We start from the raw sequence: 22,731 nt of genomic DNA, 5'->3' as shown, positions 1-22,731 counted from the left end.
CCATGGGTAGCGTAACGATCAAGCCGCTCATTCTCTCGGGCGGGGTGGGGTCCCGCCTCTGGCCCCATTCCCGCGAAGCCTATCCCAAGCAGTTTCTTCCGTTGCTGGGCGAGCGCACCTTGTTTCAGGAAACCGCCGACCGCATCGGCGGAATGACGGAGCCCCGCTTCGACATCCGCTCACCACTGGTCGTGTGCAACGAACAGCATCGTTTCCTGGTGGCCGAGCAGCTTCGGCAGATGGGGTATGAAAACGCCGATATTCTCCTCGAGCCGAGCGGCCGCAACACGGCTCCTGCGTTGACGATTGCGGCGCTGCACGTTCGCGAGCACCTCGGGGAGGAATGCATTCTGGCGGTGATGCCGGCGGATCACCACATCGCCGACGTGGAGGGCTTCCGTGCCGGCTTGGCGAGGGCGCTGGGGCTTGCGGGGCGTGGACTGATCGGGACGTTCGGCATCGTACCGGACCGGCCGGAGACGGGTTACGGCTATATCCGCAAGGGAAGGGTTCTGGAGGACGGCGCGGTTTTCGATCTGGAAGCCTTCGTTGAAAAGCCGGATGCCGAAACCGCCTCGCGTTACCTGAGTTCCGGCGACTACCTTTGGAACAGCGGGCTGTTCGTGCTGCGTACAAGCGTCTGGCTGGAGCGGATTGGTTTGTATCGGCCCGACATCCTGGAGTCCTGTGCCGCAGCGTACGAAAAATCCTGCAGGGACGGCAATTTCATCCGGGTCGACCGGACCGGTTTCCTGCGCTGCCCGTCCGATTCCATCGACTACGCCGTGATGGAAAAGCTGAATGGCACGGGACAGGCGGCCGTCATCCCGATCGACGTGGGCTGGTGCGATCTGGGTTCCTGGGCATCGCTATCCGAAGTCAAGCCGAGGGACGACAACGGCAACGTGGTCGAAGGCGACGTTTATGCCCGCGACACGGCGAATTCCCTGTTGTATTCCGACAGCCGGTTCCTCGCGGCCATCGGGGTACGCGACCTGCTGGTGGTGGATACCGCGGACGCGGTGCTGGTCGCCCACAAGTCAAAGGCTCAGGACATCAAGCAGATTGCCGAACATCTCAAAGCAGCGAACCGCACGGAACACAAGGTCCATCGCCGGGTGCACCGCCCCTGGGGAACCTACGAGTCGATCGACACCGGCCAGCGTTATCAGGTCAAGCGGATCACGGTGACGCCGGGCTCGGCCCTTTCGCTGCAGATGCATCACCACCGGGCGGAGCACTGGATCGTCGTACGGGGCACCGCGCGTGTCGTCCGAGGGGAAGAGTCGTTTCTGCTGACCGAGAACCAATCCACTTACATCCCCATCGGGGTCCACCATCGCCTGGAAAATCCAGGAACCATTCCGTTGGAAATCATCGAGGTGCAATCCGGCAGTTACCTCGGCGAGGACGACATCGTCCGCTTCCAGGATCAGTATCACCGTACCGAAGAACGCTAGGAACATTCCCACATGGCATTACACGTCGGCATCGTCGGCTTGCCCAACGTCGGCAAGTCCACGCTTTTCAATGCGCTCACCAAGGCCGCCATTGCGGCCGAGAATTATCCGTTCTGCACCATTGATCCCAACGTGGGCGTGGTGCCCGTGCCCGATCCGCGGCTTGACGTGCTGGCCGGGATCGTGAAACCCGAGCGGGTGGTCCCGACTGCTATCGAGTTCGTCGACATTGCGGGCCTGGTAGCCGGTGCGTCGAAGGGAGAGGGTCTGGGCAACCAGTTTCTCGCCCACATCCGCGAGACCGACGCGATCGCGCACGTCGTCCGTTGCTTCGAGAATGACGACATCGTGCACGTCGCCGGAAAGGTCGATCCGCTTTCCGACATCGAAGTGATCGGGATGGAACTCATCCTCGCCGACATGGCGACCGTTGAGAGAGTCCTGCAGCGGGCCCAGAAGGCCGCAAAGTCCGGGAACAAGGACGAGATCGAGCGGGTTCGGGTGCTGGAGCTCGTCATCAAGGGTCTGAACTCGGGGACGCCGGTGCGGGCGATTCCGCTGCCTCCGGAGGACGTGGCCCTGTTGCGGGAACTGCACCTGCTTACCGCCAAGCCGACGATGTACATCGCCAACGTCCAGGAAGGCGGCTTTGAGAACAATCCGTTATTGGAGCAGGTCGAAGCCTTCGCGCGCGATGAAGGTTCGGTGGTCGTGCCGGTCTGTGCCGCCTTCGAGGCCGAACTATCCCAACTCGAAGACGAGGACAAGGCGGATTTCCTTGCGGAAATCGGCTTCGACGAACCGGGACTCAACCGGGTGGTGCGGGCAGGGTACCGCCTGCTGAACCTCTTCACTTACTTTACCGCCGGCGTCAAGGAAGTCCGCGCCTGGACCATTCCCGCGGGCGCGACCGCTCCCCAGGCGGCCGGCGTCATCCATACCGACTTCGAAAAAGGGTTCATCCGCGCGGAAGTGATTGCCTACGAAGACTTCGTCGTCTGCAATGGCGAGCAGGGCGCGAAAGACGCCGGGAAATGGCGTCTGGAAGGCAAGGATTACGTCATGCGCGATGGGGACGTCGTGCATTTCCGCTTCAATGTCTAAGCGTCTGCCTGCCGAACCAGTTTGGGGGCGAGCGATACCGGAAGGAACTCGCCGGTCGCTTGCCCGCAGTAAGGCCGCCGTCCGGTTCGCTGCATAGAGGTGGAGCGAACGCAAGGGGAGCGAGGCGTGGGGTCGGAAAATTTTTTTAAAGTTTGATCCAGGTCAACTATTGTTTTTCATTATTTTGTAGAGGTAAACTTGCTATCAATGAAGCGGCACATCGAGATCAATCCCGCTTCAGAGTGTAACAATCAACTATACGATGGGGAGGCGGGCAGCCTGAGGCTCGAAGCATAATCCCTGCAACATCGGCAACGATAGGAGGATAGAATGGAAAATCAAGAAAAAGACAACTTCTGGTTGTGGATCGGTGCGCTGATCGTTGGAACCATTGTCCTGGTCGTCTTGTTCAAGGCAAGGGAGAACGAAGTGAGTGGTTGGCAGAGCGGTGCTGCTCAAGAAGCAAATAAGGAAGTCGACGCTCAAATTACGAAGCAAAAAGGCAAGTAGAACTTTCGCAATTCCTTGAATGGGATTGTTTTTACAATACGGATCGTTCATTCCCGGTATTAAGACCGCTTGAACGAGGGCAGGAAAGCCTATTAGGAGCAAATGCTCGCTGTTTGTTTGGTGCGTAGAAAGGATGAGTTCTTAGGCTGAGGTCCGGGAACTTCATCTTTTCTGCGCATCAAATCCCACCCGATCGCAGCTTCCGCCTTCGGAAGCGCCGCTTATCTTTGCGAAGATTTTACCTTCCTTGCCGCCATCTACGTACCGCTTCGCTTGCGTAGTGTCCAGTGGCCCGATTTCAAGTCTTCAAGCATGCGGAAAGCAGTTTCGATTGAGCCGCAGCCGCCGATCAATTCGGGAATCGAAGACCAGGATGATGCAGTTGGAATCAGCCGCTGGCGACGTTTGATCGCTCGAACCGCATAGGCCGCCGCTAAATGGGCGCGGGAACGGCTTAATAGAGAACCGCTGTTGGGCAGGCAGCATTCGGGGGTCAGGCTGAAGCCGGCGACCAGACAGGTGTCCAGGTTGAGGTTTTTCAGCCAGGCAATCACGCGGGCCGGCGTGATGAGGCTGATCTCGGCGCTTTTCAGAAGCATGGGGACACAACGCGGCAGGTTCTTCGGATTCCATGGGTTCAGCGCGAGAACGTGAAGTTGTCCCTGAGGCTTGAGAATACGCTCACACTCTTTCAAGATCCAACACGGCTCCGGCGAAAACTCGAGGACGTGGACGAGGTAGACGATGTCGACGCTCTGGGCGCCGAACGGAATTTCGTCAGGCGCGGCAAAAAGCGGGGTGGGCGCCCGATTGGCCGCCTTCAGGCCAGCAGTGACGAGGCATGAGGTGCCATGCGGCAAGCCTTCGAGCGGGGGGGCGTCGCCAGGGCAGCCAACTTGTAATGTAATCTGATTGTAAGTAAGCTTTAGCCCACTCGACAAATAATGGAATTCCAATCGCTTGAGTGCCTGCCCCGGCGTCGTGCCTCGATACCATTCAGAGAATATCTCGTGAGGGTGTTGAGCAAAGCCTTTATTCGTACTCATAGAGTTGAGCGGCCTGTTGTAGCTAGCCTCAGCCAGCTGCCTAACTGAGGGAGTATTTTATGAAGCGTTTTCCGCCCCGTCCGCGATTACTTGTCACCATGTCCCTGGTGGCGCTGCTTCTTCCCGCCTGTACCAGTAAGCCGAATAACCTCAAAGCGTCGATTCCGGAGCCCCGCCTTGGGGCCGTTTCCGAAGACCCTGGCAAGCCCAAGAAGGGGAAGCAGGCATCGCCGGGTTCCCAGTACGACACCTTGTGGGAGCGAATGTTCTCGCTCTACGCCTTGCCCAAGGTGGAACACCGTTCCGTGGACCGTGAGGTGTCGTGGTTCATCAACCACCCCGAATACCTGAAGCGCGCTCAGAGGCGCGCTGAACCCTTCCTATATACCATCGTTCGGCAGCTCGAGAAACACAAGATGCCGGGAGAGTTGGCGCTGTTGCCCATCGTCGAAAGCGCATTTCAGCCGCATGCGGTTTCTCCCGCCCGGGCCGCCGGGATATGGCAGTTCATCCCGGAAACCGGACGCCGGTACGGCTTGAAACGGAGCCGTTCCTACGATGGACGCCGCGATGTTTACGCCTCGACGCGGGCTGCAATCAAGTACTTGAAAAAACTCAACAATGACTTCGATGGCGACTGGCTTCTGGCGGTAGCTGCTTACAACTGCGGCGAAGGAGCGGTTGCCAAAGCGATACAGCGCAACGAGGCACGGAATCTGCCTACCGACTTCTGGTCGTTGGACCTGCCGGAAGAGACGAAGGCCTATGTGCCCCGGTTGTTGGCCGTATCGAAGGTTTTCGCGAATGCCGACAGATATGCGGTCGACCTGCATTACATTCCGAACGAAGCCATTTTCAAGCCGGTGAAAGTGAGCTCTCAGCTGGATCTTGCGCTGGCGGCGGATGCGGCTGACATGAGTCTGGAACGGATGCTCGAATTGAATCCCGGCTTCAAGCATCAGCATACCGATATCGAAGGCTCCTATCGTCTTTTCGTGCCCGCGGACAAATCGCGCAAATTCAAGAAGGAACTGGCTAGGTTGGCTATGGGCGGACAATTCGATTCCCGTCCCTCTGGTTATGATGAGACTGGACGACGCGAATTCGGCAATCGGAATTCACCCGACGCAGCCGTCTCGGAAGATGTTTTGGACTCGGCTCGCGGCGGGTCCGAGCGAAAGCCGGCTACCTTTCGTTACGGGTCCGAGGATACCTATCCGTCGAGCTATGGCGAGCGGGGCTCAGGCAAGGATTTGAATCGGAGCGAGCGCTGGCAGCCTGGTGAACTCGGACGCCGGGAAAGTTCCGGGGTGGTCGCTCACTTGCGGGACGGAACCCGCCTCCGGGACGCTTTGGGACGGGAACACGAAGACAAGACGGTAAAGGGTAGGCGGGGTCGTGATGAAGACTCTGGCCATTCGAAGAAAGGAAAACATGGACGTAAGGATGAGGACTGGAATGTCGCGGCAGACTCGGCCCGTTCCCGGGCAGAGACGCCTCATGACGAACGGAACATCCGAAGCAAGGAGAAGCGCGCCGTATCGAGATTGTCCGATGAAAGGCATGGCGGGGGGATCAAGGCGTCGCAATCCATTCGCCATACCGTTAAGCCCGGCGAAACCCTGTTTGCCATTTCCCAACGGTTCGGCGTCAGTGTCGCGGATCTCCGGAAATGGAACGGAGTGAAGGAAAACAAGCTCGAAGCAGGCAGGAACATCAAGGTTTCGGCCGGGAAAGATTGAGTCAAGAGTGCCAAGCTTGGCGGGTGGGGAGCTACGATAATCTTTGACCTTGCAACGGTTCTTGCAATTTGGCCCAGGCGGCCTCAAGTCAGACAACATGGTTGTTCTGATCTTCAGTATTCTCCGATCCCGAGTGGATCCATCCCGCCTTCCTCAAATTTTCTTCGCATTCACCCGCCCTTCGCATTCGAAGAAGGTTGTCGGACGACAGATGTACGATTTCGTCCATGCTTAATTCTCAAAAGTTCTTTGGAGTTACCCACTTAGATGCCTATGCACATTGACTCGTTGCTCGAAATCGTCGTCGCGGCGCTGGATGAGGGAAAAGGGCGTGACGTCAAAATCATCGATCTGCGCGGAAAAACGGCGATCGCCGATTTTTTCGTGATCGCTAGCGGAACCTCCGATCGCCACGTCAGGTCGCTGGCGGGGAATGTTGAAGCCAGCGCCAAAGCGAATGCGCTTCAGCCCTTCGGGTTGGAAGGCGAAGATTCCGGCGAGTGGGTGGTGGTGGATCTCGGAGACGTAGTCGTGCACGTGATGAAGCCGCCGGTACGCGAGTTTTACCAGCTCGAGAAGCTCTGGGCCGAGACGTTTCCCGCTGCTGCCTGATCGGCTACGGTGTTGTCCGACCGCGGCGACTACTGCGGCTGCGTATTTTTCTGCTTCTTCTTCGATTGCGTGCTGGCTTGGCCTTGCCGGTAGCCTTCGGCGTAGGTCTCGGCTTGGTTTTCCTTGTATTTCTGATACAGGTATCCGCCGGCGAGTCCCGCTGCGGCACCGATACCCGCCCCCATAGCGGCATTGCCCGCCAGCGCCCCGATGACCGCTCCGCCTCCGGCGCCGATCAGCGTGCCGGACGTCATACGCTGCTGGGTAGGGGTCATCCCGGCGCACCCGGCCATCCCAAGAGTAATGATCAATGCGCCGCAGATGCGAGTGAAATTGGCTGAAAGGGGAAATGGGCGAACGGCGGGGTAGCTGGTCATGGCGAACCTCTCCTTTTTTCGTTACCAGGTCATAAGGACGCGTTGCAGTCTACCAACTTGATGCGCCAGTATCCATGCGTTATGCACCGGCGTAATGAAACCCTTGTCCTACCCAGCGGTCGATCAATGGAGTGATCAGTTCAGTGTGGCACTCAAACAAGTGCTCGGTGCTTGCGCCTACCCGTTCGATCAGATCGGCGTCGCGGGCCAGATCCGCAATCCGGAATCGGGCCAGCCCAGTCTGGCGGACCCCTAGAAATTCGCCAGGTCCCCGCAACTGGAGGTCTTTCTCCGCGATGACGAAGCCGTCCGAGGATTCCTTCAGGATTTTCAGCCGCTCTCTGCCGCTGGCGGACAAGGGCGGTTGGTACAGGAGAATGCAATAGGCGTCGCCCGGTCCACGGCCGACCCGGCCCCGAAGCTGGTGGATCTGGGCGAGTCCCAGCCGCTCCGGATTCTCGATGATCATCAGGCCGGCGTTGGGCACGTCGACGCCCACTTCGATCACCGTCGTCGCGACGAGGATATCGGATCCACTGCCTTTGAACTCCTGCATGACGGAATGTTTTTCCGGCGCGGACATGCGTCCATGCAGCAGCCGGACGCGAAGGCCGGGCAGCGCTTGGGCGAGGCTGGCGGCCGTATTCGCGGCGGCTTCGCATTGCAGGGCCTCCGATTCTTCGATCAGTGTGCAGACCCAGTAGGCTTGCCTGCCGTTGGCGACCCAACTGGCGATCCGGTCAATGATTTCCCCGCGGCGGGTCGAGGGTATCACGCTGGTGACGACGGGTGTTCGCCCTGGCGGAAGTTCGTCGATGATCGAGCAGTCCAGATCGGCGTAGCCGAGAATCGCCAGCGTGCGGGGAATGGGTGTGGCGGTCATGACCAGTTGATGGGGCAGTGCGGCGTCCGGGTGGGCTTTGTCGCGCAAGGCCAGACGCTGGTGGACGCCGAAGCGATGCTGTTCGTCGATGATGGTAAGGCCGAGCCGGTGGAACTCGACGGTCTCCTGGAACAGCGCATGGGTTCCTATGACCAGCGCTGTATCACCACTCGCTATCGCAGCCAAAGCCTCCCTACGGCTCTGGCCCTTGAGCCTTCCGGTAAGCAGCGTCGTTGGCACGCCGGAGGAAGCCAGCCAGTCGCTGAAGGTGTGAAAATGCTGTTCGGCTAGCAACTCGGTGGGAGCCATAAGGGCCGCCTGCCAGCCATTGGACGCAGCCGCCAGCGCCGCGTGTGCCGCAATGACCGTCTTTCCGGAGCCCACGTCACCTTGCAGCAGCCGCATCATGGGGCGGCCGCTACGCAGGTCCGATTCGATCTCGCCAATCACCCGTCTCTGAGCCCCAGTCAGGAAGAAAGGCAGCCCGGCCCGGAAAGTCTCCTTGACAGATTCATCCACGCACAGCCCGGGCGCGGATCGCCGGCGGATCTCCTGCCGAAAGCGGGCCAAGCTCAGATGATGGGCGAGCAGTTCCTCATAAGCCAGGCGGCGGCGGGCACGCTCCAGGGTTTCCGGGTGGGCGTCGGGGGGGCGGTGCAGGCTGCGCACGGCATCCCACCATGACATCGCGTCGAGCTCGGGAGCCAGCCGCGGAGGAAGCCTGACCGAGTCTTCCTGGTCCGGGTCGGCTGAGCGCAGGGCCTGGGCCACGAACCGCCGCAGGCTTTGCTGGCGCAATCCGTCCGTGGTCGGGTAGACCGGCGTCAGCCCCGATTCCAGGGGGAGGGGGGTAGATCCATGCAGTGCCTCATACTCCGGGTGGACCATTTCCAGCCCATGCATACCGGGACGCACCTCGCCGAAACAGCGGATCCGCCGAAGGTTGTTCAGCGCCCGGAGCTGCTCAGGCCGAAAATGGAAGAAACGAAGATTGAGGAAGCCGGTACCGTCGCTGATCCGGCAGATCAGCGACCGCCGGCCGGATCCAGCGACATCGGCGAGTTCCACCTCGCCCTCCACCAGAGCGGACTGGCCAGGCTGCAGTGCGCCCAGCGGCGTGAGTCGGGTCCGGTCCTCATAGCGGATCGGCAGGTGGAGCAGGATATCCTGCAGGTTGAAGATGCCGAGCTTGTTGAGGCGGCCTATGGTCTTTTCGCCCGCCCCCTGCAGGTTGTCCAGGGAGAACTGATCCAGTCTCCGCCATTTCGGCATCGTTCTATGGTGCTATTCCGGCAACACGAGGACTGCGTCCATTTCCACGCCGGCACCCCGCGGTAGGGCGGCGACGCCGACGGCAGCGCGTGCCGGGTAAGGCTCCGAAAAATAGTTCGCCATGATTTCGTTGACCAGCGGAAAATGCCCGAGATCGGTCAGGAAAACGTTGAGTTTCACGATGTCCCCCAGCGTGCCCCCGGCGGCTTCGGCAACCGCGCCGAGATTGTCGAAAACCCGCCGGATCTGGACTTCCATGTTGTCGTCGACGAGCGTCATGGTGGCCGGATCGAGCGGGATCTGGCCGGACAGGTAGACGGTGTTGCCTACCTTGATCGCCTGGGAATAGGTGCCGATGGCCCTGGGTGCATGATCGGTGTGGATGACTTGGCGTGTCATGATTCTTTCTTTCTCAGTTCCGATTTGACTCTGGATATTTTCAGGACGATGCTCAATTTCCGCAATTCCCGCATCACCCGTGCGAGGTGAACGCGATCTTTGACCCCGATGGTGAGGATGTCGGTGGATATCTGATCGTCCTGGTTGGTGATCTGAACGTTTTCGATGTCGGCTTCCATGCGCGAGATCGCCGAAGCGATCTGGGCGAGGGTGCCGACACGGTTCATCAGTTCAAGGCGGATCATCGCCGGGAACATCCCGCTCGCCGCGCGATCCCATTCCACGTCCAGGCTGTTGATCTGCTTGCGCCGCAACTCGGCGGCGTTCTTGCAGTCGGTGACGTGCACCACGATGCCCTTGCCAGGGTTGAAGAAGCCCACGATGGGGTCTCCCGGAATCGGCCGGCAGCACTTCGCCAGGCTGACCACGACGCCCTCGGTTCCTTTGATGACGAGCGGTGTTCTGGCGCGTTTGTCGTCGGGCAGTGGCGGTGCGCCTTTGTTTATTTCCTGATCGCCCTGCAGCATTTGCTGAACCACGAGGAAGGGTAGCCGGTTGCCGAGTCCGAGATCCTCCAGCAGGGATTCGAACGAGGATAAATCCAGGGCGCGGGTGAAGTTTTCCAGGCGGTGTTGGGGAATCGTATCCAGGTTCAGGCCGTGATTGGCCAGTTCCTTCTCCAGCAGGCGCCGGCCCAGGCTGACCGCCTCCTGCCTCTTGAAATTCCTCAAATGACTGCGGATCGCAGCCCGCGCCTTGGCTGTCACGACATAGTTCAGCCAAAGTGGATTGGGCCGGGCCCAGGGCGCGGTTATGATTTCGATCGTCTGGCCGTTTTCGAGCACGCTGTGCAGAGGCGCCAGGACGCGGTTGACCCGGGCCGAAACGCAGGAATTGCCGATGTCGGTATGCACGGCATAGGCGAAGTCGACGATGGTGGCGCCGCGCGGCAGCTTGATGATGCGGCCCTTGGGCGTGAAGACGTAGCATTCGTGCTGGAACAGGTCGACCTTGAGGTTATCGAGGAATTCCATGGAGTCGCCGGCGCTCTTTTGGATTTCCAGCAGGTCTCGCAGCCATTCCCGGGCCCGCGCCTGACTGCCGGCGGCGGGGTCGGTTTCCGATTTATACAGCCAATGGGCGGCGATGCCCGACTCCGCCATGTGGTGCATCGCATGGGTGCGGATCTGGATTTCCAGTGGCAGGCCGAAGGGTCCGATCAGCACGGTATGCAGCGACTGGTAGCCGTTGGCCTTGGGCAGGGCGATGTAGTCCTTGAATCGGCCGGGGATCGGCTTGTAAAGATTGTGCACTGCGCCCAGCGCGCGGTAGCACTCGTCGGGCGAGTCGACCACGATACGGAAGGCGTAGACGTCGTAGACCTGGGCGAAGGGGAGGCGCTTGCCGCGCATCTTCTGGTAAAGGCTGTACAGGTGCTTCTCCCGGCCGATGATCCTGGCGTCAGGTATGCCGCAGTCCTTGAGGCGTGCCTTGAGAGTCGATTCGATGGTGGCCAGGACTTCCTTGCGGTTGCCTCGCGCCTTTTTTACGCACTGTTCGAGCACCCGGTGCCGCATTGGATACATGGCGGAGAACCCCAGATTCTCCAACTCCAGCCGGACTTCGTTCATACCCAGCCGATGAGCGATGGGGGCGTAGATGTCCAGGGTTTCCTTAGCGATGCGGCAGCGCCTTCCTGGATTCATCACGTCCAGCGTGCGCATGTTGTGCAGGCGGTCGGCCAGCTTGACCATGATGACGCGCAGGTCCTTGACCATCGCCAGGACCATTTTGCGCACGTTCTCCGCCTGGGCTTCGGCGCGCGACTTGCAGTCGAGCTGCGTCAGCTTGCTGACGCCATCGACCAGTTCCGCCACTTCGACCCCGAAACGGGCGCTCAGGTCTTCCTTGGTCAAAGGGGTGTCTTCGATGACGTCGTGGAGCAGAGCAGCCATGATGCCTTTGGCGTCCATCCGCATCTCGGCCAGGATGATCGCGACCGAAAGGGGATGGCAGACGTAAGGCTCGCCGCTGAGGCGTAGCTGCCCGTCATGCGCTTTGGCGGCGACTTGGTAAGCTTGGTGGATTTCCGAAACCTGGGCCGGCTCAAGGTAGCCCGATGCCAGACTGCCTAGCCGGCGCGCCAGCTTTTCCTGGGGCAGTTCCGCCGGCTCTTGCGGCGGGGGGGCATCGGCGACTGCGTACGGGCTCATTGCGGCTCTTTAAGGATGTCTCCGAATCGCCTAGATTTCGTCGTCCAGGTCGGAGAGGTCGTCTCTGGGGGCTGGCATCGGGCGTTCGATCGGATAACGGTCGGTTTTCACCTTCTCCTTCATGTAGGCCTGAGTAATGTGCCCCTCCGCGATTTCGCGCAGCGCCGCCACCGTCGGTTTGTCGTTGTTCCAGCCCACCTTGGCTTCATCGGGATGGCGTGCCAGCACGCGGGCCCGTTTGCTGGCAAGCAGCACGAGCTGAAAACGGTTTTCGACTTTGTCCAGACAATCTTCGACGGTGATGCGCGCCATTAAAATCCTCGATCGGTGGTTTTGGGAAAAAATGGATAGTATGTATCGCAATTTGGGGCCGTGTACAGTTCGTTTGACTGTGGAAGCGGCAATTTGTTGCGGGCGAGAAACAGCGAGTTTCCACCGCAGCGGGATTCAGGCCGCGCGGCCCTCCAGCATGGCGACCGCCGGCAGTGGCTTACCCTCGAGAAACTCCAGAAAAGCCCCACCGCCGGTGGAGACATAGGAGATGCGGTCGGCGATGCCGTACTTGTCGATGGCGGCCAGCGTGTCGCCACCGCCGGCGATAGAAAACGCGCGGCTGTCGGCGATGGCGAGCCCCAAAGCGCGGGTGCCGTTGCCGAACTGGTCGAACTCGAAGACACCCACCGGGCCGTTCCAGACCACCGTCCCGGCGCGGCCGACATAGTCGGCATAGCGCCTGGCGGTCTCGGGGCCAATGTCGAAGATCATCTCGTCGTCGGCGACGTCCGCAACGTTCTTGACCACAGCCGGTTCGGCCGCGTTGAACTGTTTCCCGACGACGACGTCGACCGGCACCGGAATCTCGCCACCCTTGGCTTTCGCGGCTTCCATCAGGCGCTTGGCTTCGGCGACCAGGTCCTCCTCGTACAGCGATTTTCCGATGTTGAACCCGGCGGCCTTGATGAAGGTGTTGGCGATGCCGCCACCGACGATGAGCTGGTCGACCACCTGAGAAAGGGAGTCCAGAACCGTCAGCTTGGTCGACACTTTCGAGCCGCCGACGATGGCGACCAGCGGCCGTGCCGGGTCATGGAGCGCTTTGCCCAGCGCATCCAATTCCGCCGCCAGCAGCAGGCCGGCGCAGGCGACGGGAGCGAGCTTACCGACGCCGTGAGTTGAGGCTTCGGCGCGATGCGCCGTGCCGAAGGCATCCATCACGTAAACGTCGCACAGCGCGGCGAGCTTGCGCGACAGGGTCTCGTCGTCCTTCTTCTCGCCCTTGTTGAAGCGGACGTTCTCGAACAGTACGACCGAGCCGGGCGCAGCTTCCACGCCGTCAAGGTAGTCCTTGACCAGCGCCACCGGCTGGCCCAGCAGTTCGGACAGCCGGTCGGCCACGGGGCGCATGGAAAATTCTTCGGCGTTCTGCCCCTCGGTGGGGCGGCCGAGATGCGACATCAGCATCAGTGCGGCGCCGGCGTCCAGCGCATGGCGAATGGTCGGCAGCGCGGCGCGGATGCGGGCGTCGCTGGCGACCTTGCCGTCCTTGACGGGCACGTTGAAGTCTTCCCGGATCAGGACGCGCTTGCCCGCGAGATCGATGTCGGTCATGCGTTTGAAGGCCATGAGATGCTCCTTGGTTCTTATAGTCTTGAAATCGCCGTCAGGCGTCACGCCACTTGATCGAACAGCCCACGCTGGGAATCTGCTCGGCCGGGCCCTTGCCGGTCTCGGCCACCTGTTTCATGGCCTCGTACAGGTCCCGGCGGCAGTCGGGCGGGGCGGCTTCCCTGCGGCTGGCGTCGAGCCGGCCGCGGTACTGCAGTTCGAGATCGGCGTTGTAGCCGAAGAAATCCGGGGTGCACACGGCGCCATAGGCTTTGGCGACCGCCTGGGTTTCGTCCAGCAGATAGGGAAAGGGATAGCCCACTTCCGAGGCGATCTTCTTCATGTTCTCGAACGAATCCTCCGGATAGTCGGTCGGATCGTTGGACAGGATCGCCACCACGCCGATGCCCAGCGCCTGGAGGTCCCTGGCGTCGCGCACCAGGCGCTCCTGCACGGCCTTGACGTAGGGGCAATGGTTGCAGATGAACATGACCAGGAGGCCCCTGGGGCCGCGGCATTGCTCCAGCGTCCAGGTCTTCCCGTCGACGCCTGGCAGGGCGAAATTGACGGCTTTCAGACCGAATTCGCATACAGGGGTTTCGGTGCTTACCATGCTTGCGCGCTCAGAGCCGGGGACTGCCGCATCATAACAGACATCGCGCGAGTCGCTTGCACCGTTTCAGCGCAGGGTCCAGGCGTAGGCGAACAGGCCTAAGCCGAGGGCTGCCAGCAGCCAGACCAGTGCCGATTGGGCGAAGGTGGTGCCCAGGATGGCGGCGCTCAGGATCAGCGAGCCGCCGCCGATGCCGCCCAGGATGCGGCGCTGCCCCTGGCGGACTTCCCGGCTCAGGGCGCGCAGTTCGTCCGAGCGGATGCTGAGTTCGAGCCTGCCGTTGACCGCGCGGTCCAGCGCCTGGTAGCCCAGGCCCGGCACTTCCGGCCACTGCTGGGCCCATTCCGGCAGCTTGGCGCCCAGCTTCTTGACCGCGGACTTCGGTCCCCTGTCTTCCTGGAACCAGTGTTCGAGGAAAGGCTTGGCGGTCTGCCAGAGGTCGAGTTCGGGGTAGAGTTCGCGTCCTAAGCCTTCGATGTTGAGCAGAGTCTTCTGCAGCAGCACCAGTTGCGGCTGCACTTCCATGTCGAAGCGCCGTGCCACCTGGAACAGCCGCAGCAGCACCTGGCCGTAGGAGATTTCCTTCAGCGGCTTTTCGAAGATCGGTTCGCTGACGCTGCGGATGGCCGATTCGAATTCCTCGACCCGGGTGGTGCGCGGCACCCAGCCGGACTCGACGTGCATCTCGGCGACGCGGCGGTAGTCCCGGTTGAAAAAAGCCAGGAAATTCTCGGCCACGTAGTACTGGTCGGCCTTGGAGATGCTGCCGACGATGCCGAAGTCGACCGCGATGTAGCGGGCGTCCGGGGTGGCGAAGATGTTGCCGGGATGCATGTCGGCATGGAAGAAGCTGTCGCGGAACACCTGGGTGAAAAAGATTTCCACGCCGCGTTCGGCCAGCAGCTTGAGGTCGACACCTTCACGCCTGAGCTGGGCGACGTCGCCGATGGGAATGCCGGAGATGCGCTCCATCACCATCACGTCGCGGCGGGTGTAGTCCCAGTAGATCTTGGGGATGTAGAGAATCTCGGAAGTCTCGAAGCGGCGCCGGATCTCGGCGGCATTGGCTGCCTCCCGCACCAGGTCCAGCTCGTCGAGGATCGTCTTTTCGAATTCGGCCACCACTTCCGCCGGGCGGAGCCGCCGGGCATCCGGCCAGAACCGGTGCGCCATGCCTGCCAGGGCATAGAGAAGTTCGATGTCGGCCTCGATCCGTGCCTGGACGCCGGGCCGCAGCACCTTGACCACGACCTCTTCGCCGCTGTGCAGCCGGGCGGCATGGACCTGGGCGACCGACGCCGAAGCCAGCGGCTCCTCGTCGAAGGACCGGAACAGCGTCCCGACCGACTGGCCCAGCGCAGATTCGACCGTCCGGCGGGCCTCGGTGCCGGGAAACGGGGGCACGCGGTCCTGCAGCTTGACCAGTTCCTCGCCTATGTCGTCGGGCAGCAGGTCCCGGCGGGTAGACAGGGTCTGGCCGAACTTGACGAAAATCGGTCCCAGTTCCTCCAGTGCCTGGCGGATGCGCGCGGCGCGCGGCGCTTCGAGGTTGCGAGCGCGCAGCCCCGCGGGGAACCGGGCGGCGTAGCGCAACGGGCGATACAGATGGGTGGCTTCGACCAGTTCGTCGAGCCCATGGCGGACCAGGACCTGCTGGATGTGCAATAAGCGGCTGACGAGTCGGATCGGGATCACGGCGTTTTCGGCTGAAGGTTGCGGGGGGCGGCAGGCAGCGTTTTTTCGAGACGGGCAAGCCGGGTTTCCAACCGTGCGATGCCGTCGCGCAACTGGTCGACCGCCGTGTACATGGCATCGGCCTCGGGGCCGGCGGGTACGATCCGGGTCTCCTCCTGCAGCAGTTCGCGGAGGTCCAGGCGCACGCTGGTGCCGACGTCGGCGCTCCAGCTCTGGAGCGTCTGCCCCGCGCCGGCGATTTCCCTGGCCGCCGGTGGTCCCAGATAGCGTCCGATGATCGCCTCCCAGGGGATATCGAGGTCTTTCAATAATTCGGAAAACTTCCGCGCGGTCTCGGTATCGCCCTCCAGCACCAGCGATCCGGCGGTGCCGGGGCCGATCTTGTCCCGGCTTAACGCCATCCGCGCCAGAGTCAGGGGGGAGCCTGCGATCACGGCGTCGGGCGTGGCCGTGCTTTCCCGCAGCACCTGGATGCCGTCGGGGGTGGGGCAGAACAAGAGGCCGATGCCGGGGGGCGTCAGCACCAAAGCAACGGATTTGCCGGCGAGTGCCTCCAGCCGCATGCGGCTCGAGGTACCCAAGGCAACATAGCGCGACAAGGCCTTCTCCAGGGCGCCGCTCAAGGCGGCCGCGAACAGGAGTTTCAGGGTCCGGGCCATGCTCAGAGCTTGTAGCCCCGGTGCACGGCGACGATGCCCTGCATCAGGTCGAAGTATTCGCAGCGCTCGAAGCCGGCCTGCTGCATCATGGCCTTGAGTTTTTCCTGGTTGGGGTGCATGCGGATCGATTCGGCCAGGTAGCGGTAGCTCTCGCTGTCGTTCGCGACGAGCTTGCCCAGGAACGGCAGCACCTTGAACGAGTACAGGTCGTAGGCCTTCTTGAGCAGTTCGTTGTGGACCTCGGAGAATTCCAGCACGATGACCCGTCCCCCCGGCTTCAGGGCGCGGTGCATGGATTTCAAGGCTTCGTCCTTGTGGGTGACGTTGCGCAGGCCGAAGCCGATGCTGATACAGTCGAAGCTGTTGTCAGGAAAGGGCAGTTTTTCCGCGTCGATCTGGGCGTAAGCCACCGATTCGGCTATGCCTTCGTCGATGATGCGGTCGCGGCCGCGCCCCAGCATTTCCGCGTTGATGTCGGACAGCACCACGAATCCCTTGGCGCCGACGCGCTTGCGGAACAGGGCCGTCAGGTCGCCGGTGCCGCCGGCCAGGTCCAGCACCTTCTCGCCGTAGCGGACATGTGCCAGATCGACCGCGATCCGTTTCCATATCCGGTGGACGCCCATCGACATCAGATCGTTCATGACGTCGTACTTGCCGGCGACGGAGTCGAACACGGCGCGGACCATGCTCGCTTTGTCGCCCTCGGGCACGGTGCGGAAGCCGAAGTGGGTGGTATTGTCGCTCATGAGTGTTCTCGAAAATGGCGGAAGGCGTTAGGTCAGTGGCCGGCTTTGCGGCTGCAACCCGCCGCCGAGACTTTGCCGAGGTACTCGTGCCATAGGGCGGTGTAGTGCCGGCCGAGGTCGTAGAGCAGCTTCCAGGTATAGATGCCGGTGTCGTGGCCGTCGCTGAAGGTCGGCTTGATGCCGTAGTTGCCGACCGGATCGATGGCCGTGATGGTCACTTCTTCCTTGTCCAGCTGCAGGGTTTCCTGCCCGGGACCGTGGCCGCGCACTTCCGCCGAGGGCGAATACACGCGCAGGTATTCGCAAGGCAGTTCGAAGCGGCTGCCGTCGTCGAAGGATACCTCGAGCACCCGGCTCTCCCGGTGCAGGGTGATGGCTAAGGGTGTCGGATCGCTCATGGTCACAGAATGTAGCGGCTGAGGTCTTCGTCCTGAGCCAGGGAGCCCAGGTGGGCGTCGACGTAGGCTGCGTCGATCGTGATGCTGTTGCCCGCGCGGTCCGGCGCGTCGAAGGAGATTTCTTCCAGCAGGCGCTCCAGCACCGTGTGCAGCCGGCGGGCGCCGATGTTCTCGGTGCGCTCGTTCACCTCCCAGCTGATCTGGGCGATACGGCGGATGGCGCTGTCGGCGAATTCCAGGTTGACGCCTTCGGTCGCCAGCAAGGCGGTGTATTGCGCGGTCAGCGAGGCGTCCGGCTCGGTGAGGATGCGCACGAAGTCGTCGGCCGACAGCGGATTCAGCTCCACCCGGATCGGGAACCGCCCCTGCAGCTCCGGGATCAGATCGGACGGCTTGGCCAGATGGAAGGCTCCGGAAGCGATGAACAGGATATGGTCGGTGCGGATGGCGCCGTACTTGGTGCTGACGGTGCTGCCTTCGACCAGCGGCAGCAAGTCGCGCTGCACGCCTTCGCGGGAAATGTCCGGACCGCCGTATTCGCCGCGCTTGCAGATCTTGTCCAACTCGTCGAGGAAGACGATGCCGTTCTGCTCCACCGCCTGGACGGCCCGCAGCTTGATCTCCTCCTCGTTGACCATTTTCCCCGCCTCTTCTTCCTTAAGGAGCTTGAGCGCATCCCCGACCCGCAGCTTGCGGCTCTTCGTGCGCCCCGACTGCATGTTCTGGAACAGGTTCTGCAACTGGCTGCTCATTTCTTCGAGGCCGGGCGGCGCCATGATCTCCACGCCGATCGGGGCGGCCGAGACGTCGATTTCGATCTCCTTGTCGTCCAGTTCGCCGCTGCGCAGCTTCAGCCGGAATTTCTGCCGCGCCGGCGAATCGCCCTCCTCGTCGGCGTTCCAGGTGCTGGCGTGCGGCACCAGCACGTCGAGCACGCGCTCTTCGGCGGCGGCCTCGGCCCGGCTCTGCACCTTCGCCATTTCGGCCTGGCGGGTCATCTTGATCGCCGCGTCGATCAGGTCGCGGATGATGGACTCGACGTCGCGGCCGACGTAGCCGACTTCAGTGAACTTGGTCGCCTCGATCTTGATGAACGGCGCGTTGGCCAGCCGGGCCAGGCGGCGGGCGATCTCGGTCTTGCCGACGCCGGTCGGGCCGATCATCAGGATGTTCTTGGGAGTGATCTCGTCCCTCAGCGGCTGGCCGATGTTGGCCCGGCGCCAGCGGTTGCGCAGCGCGATGGCGACGGCGCGCTTGGCATCGGCCTGGCCGACGATGTGCTTGTCCAGCTCGTGGACGATTTCGCGGGGAGTCATCTGGCTCATGCTGGGGTACTGGAATTCTGCGCGATCTCGAGTTCTTCGATGGTCAGATTGCGGTTGGTGTAGATGCAGATGTCGGCCGCGATGTTGAGCGAGCGTTCGACGATGTCGCGGGCGCTCAGCTCGGTGTTTTCGAGCAGGGCGCGGGCCGCCGACTGGGCAAACGGGCCGCCCGAGCCGATGGCGATCAGGCCGTTCTCCGGCTCGATCACGTCGCCATTGCCGGAAATGATGAGCGAGGCCTTGTCGTCGGCGATGGCCAGCAAGGCCTCCAGCCGGCGCAGCATGCGGTCGGTGCGCCAGTCCTTGACCAGTTCCACTGCGGCCTTGGTGAGGTTGCCGCGATGCTTTTCCAGCTGGTTTTCGAAGCGCTCGAACAGGGTGAAGGCGTCTGCCGTGGCGCCGGCAAACCCGGCGATGACGCGCCCGTTATAGAGGCGCCGCACCTTGCGGGCATTGCCCTTCATCACCGTGTTGCCGAGCGTGACCTGGCCGTCGCCGCCGATCACCACCTGATTGCCCCGGCGGACGGAGACGATGGTTGTACCGTGAAAATTTTCCACAGGATTTCTAAGAGTCGTGGGCCAAGCGTAGGCATTCTATACGAATGCGGCCGATGCTTACCGGGTTTCCGAACGGCTCCAGAGGAATTCGACAACGCCGTCGATCCCGATCTGCTGGCTGTCTGCGTCTCTGCGTCCCTTGTATTCCAGGGTGCCGGCATCCAGCCCGCGCTCGCTGACGACGATGCGATGCGGAATACCGATCAGCTCCATGTCGGCGAACATCACGCCGGGGCGGGCCTTGCGGTCGTCGTACAGCACCTCAAAGCCGGCGGCCATGAGATCGGCGTAGAGCCGGTCTGCGGCGGCCTGCACGCGTTCGGAGGTCTGCATGTTGATCGGGCACAGCGCGACCTGAAACGGCGCCAGGGCTTCCGGCCATAGGATGCCGCGCTCGTCGTGGTTCTGCTCGATCGCCGCCGCGACCACCCGCGATACGCCGATGCCGTAGCAGCCCATCACCATGACCTGGCTGCGGCCTTCCTCGTTGAGCACGGTGGCGTTCAGCGCCGCGCTGTACTTGGTGCCGAGCTGGAAGATGTGGCCGACCTCGATGCCGCGGGCGATGCTCAAGGTTCCTAAGCCGTCCGGGCTGGGGTCGCCCTCGACCACGTTGCGGAGGTCGCGCAGATACTCGTCCTGCGGGAGCGGCAGATCGCGCTCCCAGTTGACGCCGGAGAAGTGGTAGCCGGCCTCGTTGGCGCCGCAGACGAAGTCGCTCATCGCGGCCACGGCGCGGTCGGCATAGGCTGGGCCGAAAGCGGCCTCGGCCGGCAGGTTCAGCGGGCCGATGTAACCGGGGCGGCAGCCCATGTGGCGCTCGATCTCGTCCTCGCTGGCGAAGCGGAACTTGCCCAGCACCTTGCCCAGCTTGATCTCGTTCAGCTCGTGGTCGCCCCGCAGCAGGACTTTCACGAACACGTCGCGGTCCAGGCCGTCGGCATCGACGATGGTCTGCATGACCGCGATGGTCTTGAGGATGCGCTCGGCCGGAACGCCCAGGAATTCGCTCACCTCGGCGATGGTCTTCTTGCCCGGCGTCTCGACCCTGAGCAGCTCGGCGGCTGGAGCCGTGCGTGGCGTTGCAGGAGCCACGGCCTCAGCCTGCTCGATGTTGGCGGCGTAATCGCTGCCCGTGGAGAAGGCGATGGCATCCTCGCCGGAGTCGGCCAGCACATGGAACTCGTGCGAATGGCTGCCGCCGATGGCGCCGGTGTCGGCCAGGACCGGGCGGAATTTCAGCCCCAGGCGGCTGAAGATGTTGCTGTAGGCCAGATACATGGCGTCGTAGGTCTGGGCCAGCGACTCGTTGTCCAGATGAAAGGAGTAGGCGTCCTTCATGAGGAATTCGCGCGCCCGCATCACCCCGAAGCGCGGCCGGATCTCGTCGCGGAACTTGGTCTGGATCTGGTAGAAATTGACCGGGAGCTGCTTGTAGCTCTTCAGTTCGTTGCGGGCCAGATCGGTGATGATTTCCTCATGGGTCGGTCCGAGGCAGAACGCCCGGTCGTGGCGGTCGTTCAAACGCGCCAGCTCCGGTCCGTACTGTTCCCAGCGCCCCGACTCCTGCCACAGCTCGGCCGGCTGCACCACCGGCATGAGCACTTCCAACGCCCCGGCCCGGTCCATCTCCTCGCGCACCACCCGCTCGACCTTGCGCAACACCTTCAATCCCAGCGGCAGCCAGGTGTAGAGGCCCGCCGCCAGCTTCCGGATCAGGCCGGCGCGCAGCATGAGCTGATGGCTGACGATCTCGGCGTCGGACGGGGTTTCCTTCAGGGTGCTCAGGGGGAACTGGGAGGTGCGCATGGGGGGAGTCGTTGGGCGGTTGGAAAATCCCTTATTTTATCGGGATATGGCGGCGCAAGTCAGCAGGATTTCGCCAGAAGGCGGTGTTCGCGGAATCATCAATGAATGTGCATTTCCCGGTTGCCGGCCTTGTCGCTCCGCTCCAGCCTATACCGGTCCTGGTCGCCGGGCAGCGGCTTGCCGTCGCTGGCGAGATAGACCAGGGTGCCTTCATCCTTGATGGCCAGCCGGCGCGGCGGAGCTTCCTTGTTGGGGGTCAGCAGGACGATGCCGTTCTTGTCGTCCCACCGGTATTTGCCTTTTTCGAAGGATTCCCGATTTTGCGGCTTCGCGGGCTGGATCACCAGGAGATATCGGTCCTTGTCGTTCAAGGACAGCGTCATTTTCAGGCCGTCGCAATTTTCTTCATGGCAGGGCAGGTAGCCGTAGAAGACGCCGCGGAATTTGCCAGCCGCTTCCTCGGCGGCATGCGCCGAATGGTCCATGGCGCCTTGCTGGCCCAGTTCGCGTGCCTTGAGGGCTTTTTCCTGGAGCTCTTTGTCGCTTTCCGCCGAGGCGGGCGGGACCGCGCCCAGCAGCGCACTGAAGATGAGGAAGGACGCCTGCTTGATCATTTTTCCGTTCGATGTCTGCATAGGAGTTTCTGTAATGTCTGTTCAGTCTGCGGCGGGCGTCGCGGACCGAAGCCCGCGCAAGGCCAAGCCACGCACGCCAAGTCTGAATTTTTACACAGACTCCTCCCTCTGGGGCACATCTGTCGGCGCTTGTTTGCATCGGCCCACATGTGCGAGGGGGAGGGACGCCGTGAATCGACACGGCTTTCTCGAGCGATCGGAACGACCTGAATCCTGGACTTCGTTCTCCGGTCCTCGCTGCTCCGGCCGCGCCCCGCCAGTCTCTGCCCAGGTCTTGTTGAGGGCGGCGAGGACGAATAGATTGTGCGTTCTTCCACAGCGCCGGCGCCCCACGTGAACGATCCGCTCGCCTCTCGAAACCCCGATCCGCCGTCCTTGCCGCCCAGCGCCGCCCTCTATGGCCGCGCGATTCTCTCGGTGTACGACGTCTATGTGCTGGGGCTTTCCAATACCTTCGCCTGGCGCTGCCCCACCCGCCGCATCCTGGATCTCTATGACCGATGGGTGTCGCCGCGGCATCTGGAAGTCGGCGTCGGCACCGGCTACTTTCTCGACCGTTGCCGCTTTCCGGTCGCTCGGCCCTCCATCGTCCTGCTCGATGTGAATCCCAACAGCTTGCAGACCTCCGCGCGGCGGTTGCGGCGTTATCGGCCCAGCACCTGCCTGGCCGATGTCACCCAGCCCCTCTCGCTTCCCGAATCGGGGTTTTCGTCGATCGGGGTGAATTACCTGCTGCATTGCCTGCCCGGCAGTCTGGCGGAGAAAGGCCCGCGGGTGTTCGGCCATCTGCTGCCCCTGCTGGCGCCGGAATCCGGGGTCATCTTCGGCAGCACCATTCTCGGCCGGGGAGTGTGCCACAACGCGCTGGGGAGGCGGCTGATGGCGCTTTACAACCGCAAGGGCGTGTTCGGCAATCGGGATGACAGCCAGGACGACCTGCGCCAAGTGCTGGCGACCCATTTTCCTTCCTATACCCTGACGGTGCGGGGCTGCGTGGCGATGTTCTCCGGGCGGGTGCAGCCGTGAGTTTCCATGGCGCGCCATGCCGTTCTGCGGCGGTATTCG

At 62.3% G+C, this 22,731-nt stretch carries 22 protein-coding genes; 6 read left to right on the top strand and 16 right to left on the bottom strand.

The features are described 5' to 3' along the window. Positions 1 to 2: 2 nt before the first annotated feature. The 3 genes from OOT43_RS05775 to OOT43_RS05765 all read left to right on the top strand — a co-directional run bounded on the left by OOT43_RS05775 (position 3) and on the right by OOT43_RS05765 (position 3,074). Positions 3 to 1,460, top strand: a complete 1,458-nt coding sequence (locus OOT43_RS05775) for a mannose-1-phosphate guanylyltransferase/mannose-6-phosphate isomerase (protein WP_266023862.1) — start codon at positions 3 to 5, stop codon at positions 1,458 to 1,460. Positions 1,461 to 1,472: 12 nt separating this feature from the next. Continuing rightward, positions 1,473 to 2,564 (top strand): redox-regulated ATPase YchF, encoded by a 1,092-nt coding sequence (gene ychF / locus OOT43_RS05770; protein WP_266023860.1) that lies wholly within the window; start codon positions 1,473 to 1,475, stop codon positions 2,562 to 2,564. Between the two features lie 330 nt (positions 2,565 to 2,894). Then, the gene (locus OOT43_RS05765) at positions 2,895 to 3,074 is read left to right on the top strand and encodes a hypothetical protein (protein ID WP_266023858.1); all 180 of its coding nucleotides are present in this window, start codon (positions 2,895 to 2,897) and stop codon (positions 3,072 to 3,074) included. A gap of 257 nt (positions 3,075 to 3,331) precedes the next feature. On the opposite strand, the gene OOT43_RS05760 is transcribed toward OOT43_RS05765, so the two are convergent. After that, complete coding sequence (locus tag OOT43_RS05760) at positions 3,332 to 4,120, bottom strand: methyltransferase domain-containing protein (protein ID WP_266023857.1); 789 nt, start codon at positions 4,118 to 4,120, stop codon at positions 3,332 to 3,334. Between the two features lie 59 nt (positions 4,121 to 4,179). Here OOT43_RS05760 and OOT43_RS05755 point away from each other — a divergent pair, with 59 nt between their 5' ends. Together OOT43_RS05755 and rsfS are read left to right on the top strand one after the other, a co-directional pair. Next, positions 4,180 to 5,862: a lytic transglycosylase gene (locus tag OOT43_RS05755; protein WP_266023856.1), complete on the top strand. Its 1,683-nt coding sequence runs from the start codon at positions 4,180 to 4,182 to the stop codon at positions 5,860 to 5,862. A gap of 267 nt (positions 5,863 to 6,129) precedes the next feature. After that, positions 6,130 to 6,474: a ribosome silencing factor gene (rsfS, locus tag OOT43_RS05750; RefSeq protein WP_266023854.1), complete on the top strand. Its 345-nt coding sequence runs from the start codon at positions 6,130 to 6,132 to the stop codon at positions 6,472 to 6,474. Between the two features lie 29 nt (positions 6,475 to 6,503). On the opposite strand, the gene OOT43_RS05745 is transcribed toward rsfS, so the two are convergent. The 15 genes from OOT43_RS05745 to OOT43_RS05675 all read right to left on the bottom strand — a co-directional run bounded on the left by OOT43_RS05745 (position 6,504) and on the right by OOT43_RS05675 (position 21,666). Continuing rightward, positions 6,504 to 6,851: a YMGG-like glycine zipper-containing protein gene (locus OOT43_RS05745; RefSeq protein ID WP_266023853.1), complete on the bottom strand. Its 348-nt coding sequence runs from the start codon at positions 6,849 to 6,851 to the stop codon at positions 6,504 to 6,506. 79 nt (positions 6,852 to 6,930) lie between these two features. Further along, positions 6,931 to 9,006, bottom strand: coding sequence for an ATP-dependent DNA helicase RecG (gene recG, locus OOT43_RS05740; protein WP_266023852.1), 2,076 nt, complete (start codon positions 9,004 to 9,006; stop codon positions 6,931 to 6,933). Positions 9,007 to 9,018: 12 nt separating this feature from the next. Next, complete coding sequence (locus tag OOT43_RS05735) at positions 9,019 to 9,405, bottom strand: RidA family protein (RefSeq protein WP_266023850.1); 387 nt, start codon at positions 9,403 to 9,405, stop codon at positions 9,019 to 9,021. Further along, on the bottom strand, positions 9,402 to 11,618 hold the full coding sequence (locus tag OOT43_RS05730) for a RelA/SpoT family protein (protein ID WP_266023849.1): 2,217 nt from the start codon (positions 11,616 to 11,618) through the stop codon (positions 9,402 to 9,404). The genes OOT43_RS05735 and OOT43_RS05730 overlap by 4 nt, the downstream gene beginning before the upstream one ends. A 30-nt stretch (positions 11,619 to 11,648) precedes the next feature. Continuing rightward, the gene (gene rpoZ, locus OOT43_RS05725) at positions 11,649 to 11,930 is read right to left on the bottom strand and encodes a DNA-directed RNA polymerase subunit omega (RefSeq protein ID WP_266023848.1); all 282 of its coding nucleotides are present in this window, start codon (positions 11,928 to 11,930) and stop codon (positions 11,649 to 11,651) included. Positions 11,931 to 12,065: 135 nt separating this feature from the next. After that, entirely contained in the window at positions 12,066 to 13,241 is a 1,176-nt protein-coding gene (locus tag OOT43_RS05720; RefSeq protein ID WP_266023847.1) for a phosphoglycerate kinase, read from the bottom strand. A gap of 37 nt (positions 13,242 to 13,278) precedes the next feature. Beyond that, complete coding sequence (locus OOT43_RS05715; RefSeq protein WP_266023846.1) at positions 13,279 to 13,836, bottom strand: thioredoxin family protein; 558 nt, start codon at positions 13,834 to 13,836, stop codon at positions 13,279 to 13,281. A 66-nt stretch (positions 13,837 to 13,902) separates the two neighbouring features. Next, positions 13,903 to 15,531, bottom strand: a complete 1,629-nt coding sequence (gene ubiB, locus OOT43_RS05710) for a ubiquinone biosynthesis regulatory protein kinase UbiB (protein WP_266023844.1) — start codon at positions 15,529 to 15,531, stop codon at positions 13,903 to 13,905. Then, complete coding sequence (locus OOT43_RS05705) at positions 15,528 to 16,190, bottom strand: ubiquinone biosynthesis accessory factor UbiJ (protein WP_266023843.1); 663 nt, start codon at positions 16,188 to 16,190, stop codon at positions 15,528 to 15,530. The genes ubiB and OOT43_RS05705 overlap by 4 nt, the downstream gene beginning before the upstream one ends. A gap of 2 nt (positions 16,191 to 16,192) precedes the next feature. After that, positions 16,193 to 16,939, bottom strand: a complete 747-nt coding sequence (gene ubiE, locus OOT43_RS05700) for a bifunctional demethylmenaquinone methyltransferase/2-methoxy-6-polyprenyl-1,4-benzoquinol methylase UbiE (RefSeq protein WP_266023842.1) — start codon at positions 16,937 to 16,939, stop codon at positions 16,193 to 16,195. A 32-nt stretch (positions 16,940 to 16,971) separates the two neighbouring features. Further along, on the bottom strand, positions 16,972 to 17,337 hold the full coding sequence (locus OOT43_RS05695; protein WP_266023841.1) for a DUF971 domain-containing protein: 366 nt from the start codon (positions 17,335 to 17,337) through the stop codon (positions 16,972 to 16,974). 2 nt (positions 17,338 to 17,339) lie between these two features. Then, positions 17,340 to 18,662 carry an ATP-dependent protease ATPase subunit HslU gene (gene hslU / locus OOT43_RS05690; RefSeq protein ID WP_266023840.1) on the bottom strand — a complete coding sequence of 441 codons (1,323 nt, stop codon included), beginning with the start codon at positions 18,660 to 18,662 and terminating at the stop codon, positions 17,340 to 17,342. Then, on the bottom strand, positions 18,659 to 19,222 hold the full coding sequence (gene hslV, locus OOT43_RS05685) for an ATP-dependent protease subunit HslV (protein WP_266023839.1): 564 nt from the start codon (positions 19,220 to 19,222) through the stop codon (positions 18,659 to 18,661). The genes hslU and hslV overlap by 4 nt, the downstream gene beginning before the upstream one ends. A 57-nt stretch (positions 19,223 to 19,279) precedes the next feature. After that, complete coding sequence (locus OOT43_RS05680) at positions 19,280 to 21,031, bottom strand: proline--tRNA ligase (protein WP_266023838.1); 1,752 nt, start codon at positions 21,029 to 21,031, stop codon at positions 19,280 to 19,282. Positions 21,032 to 21,129: 98 nt separating this feature from the next. Continuing rightward, complete coding sequence (locus OOT43_RS05675; protein WP_266023837.1) at positions 21,130 to 21,666, bottom strand: copper resistance protein NlpE; 537 nt, start codon at positions 21,664 to 21,666, stop codon at positions 21,130 to 21,132. 333 nt (positions 21,667 to 21,999) lie between these two features. Here OOT43_RS05675 and OOT43_RS05670 point away from each other — a divergent pair, with 333 nt between their 5' ends. Further along, the gene (locus OOT43_RS05670) at positions 22,000 to 22,692 is read left to right on the top strand and encodes a class I SAM-dependent methyltransferase (protein ID WP_266023835.1); all 693 of its coding nucleotides are present in this window, start codon (positions 22,000 to 22,002) and stop codon (positions 22,690 to 22,692) included. The last annotated feature ends 39 nt before the right edge of the window (positions 22,693 to 22,731 follow it).

This window comes from Methylococcus mesophilus, from assembly GCF_026247885.1.
In the GTDB taxonomy this organism is placed as follows: domain Bacteria; phylum Pseudomonadota; class Gammaproteobacteria; order Methylococcales; family Methylococcaceae; genus Methylococcus; species Methylococcus mesophilus.
This window is presented reverse-complemented; position numbering and strand designations above follow the sequence as displayed.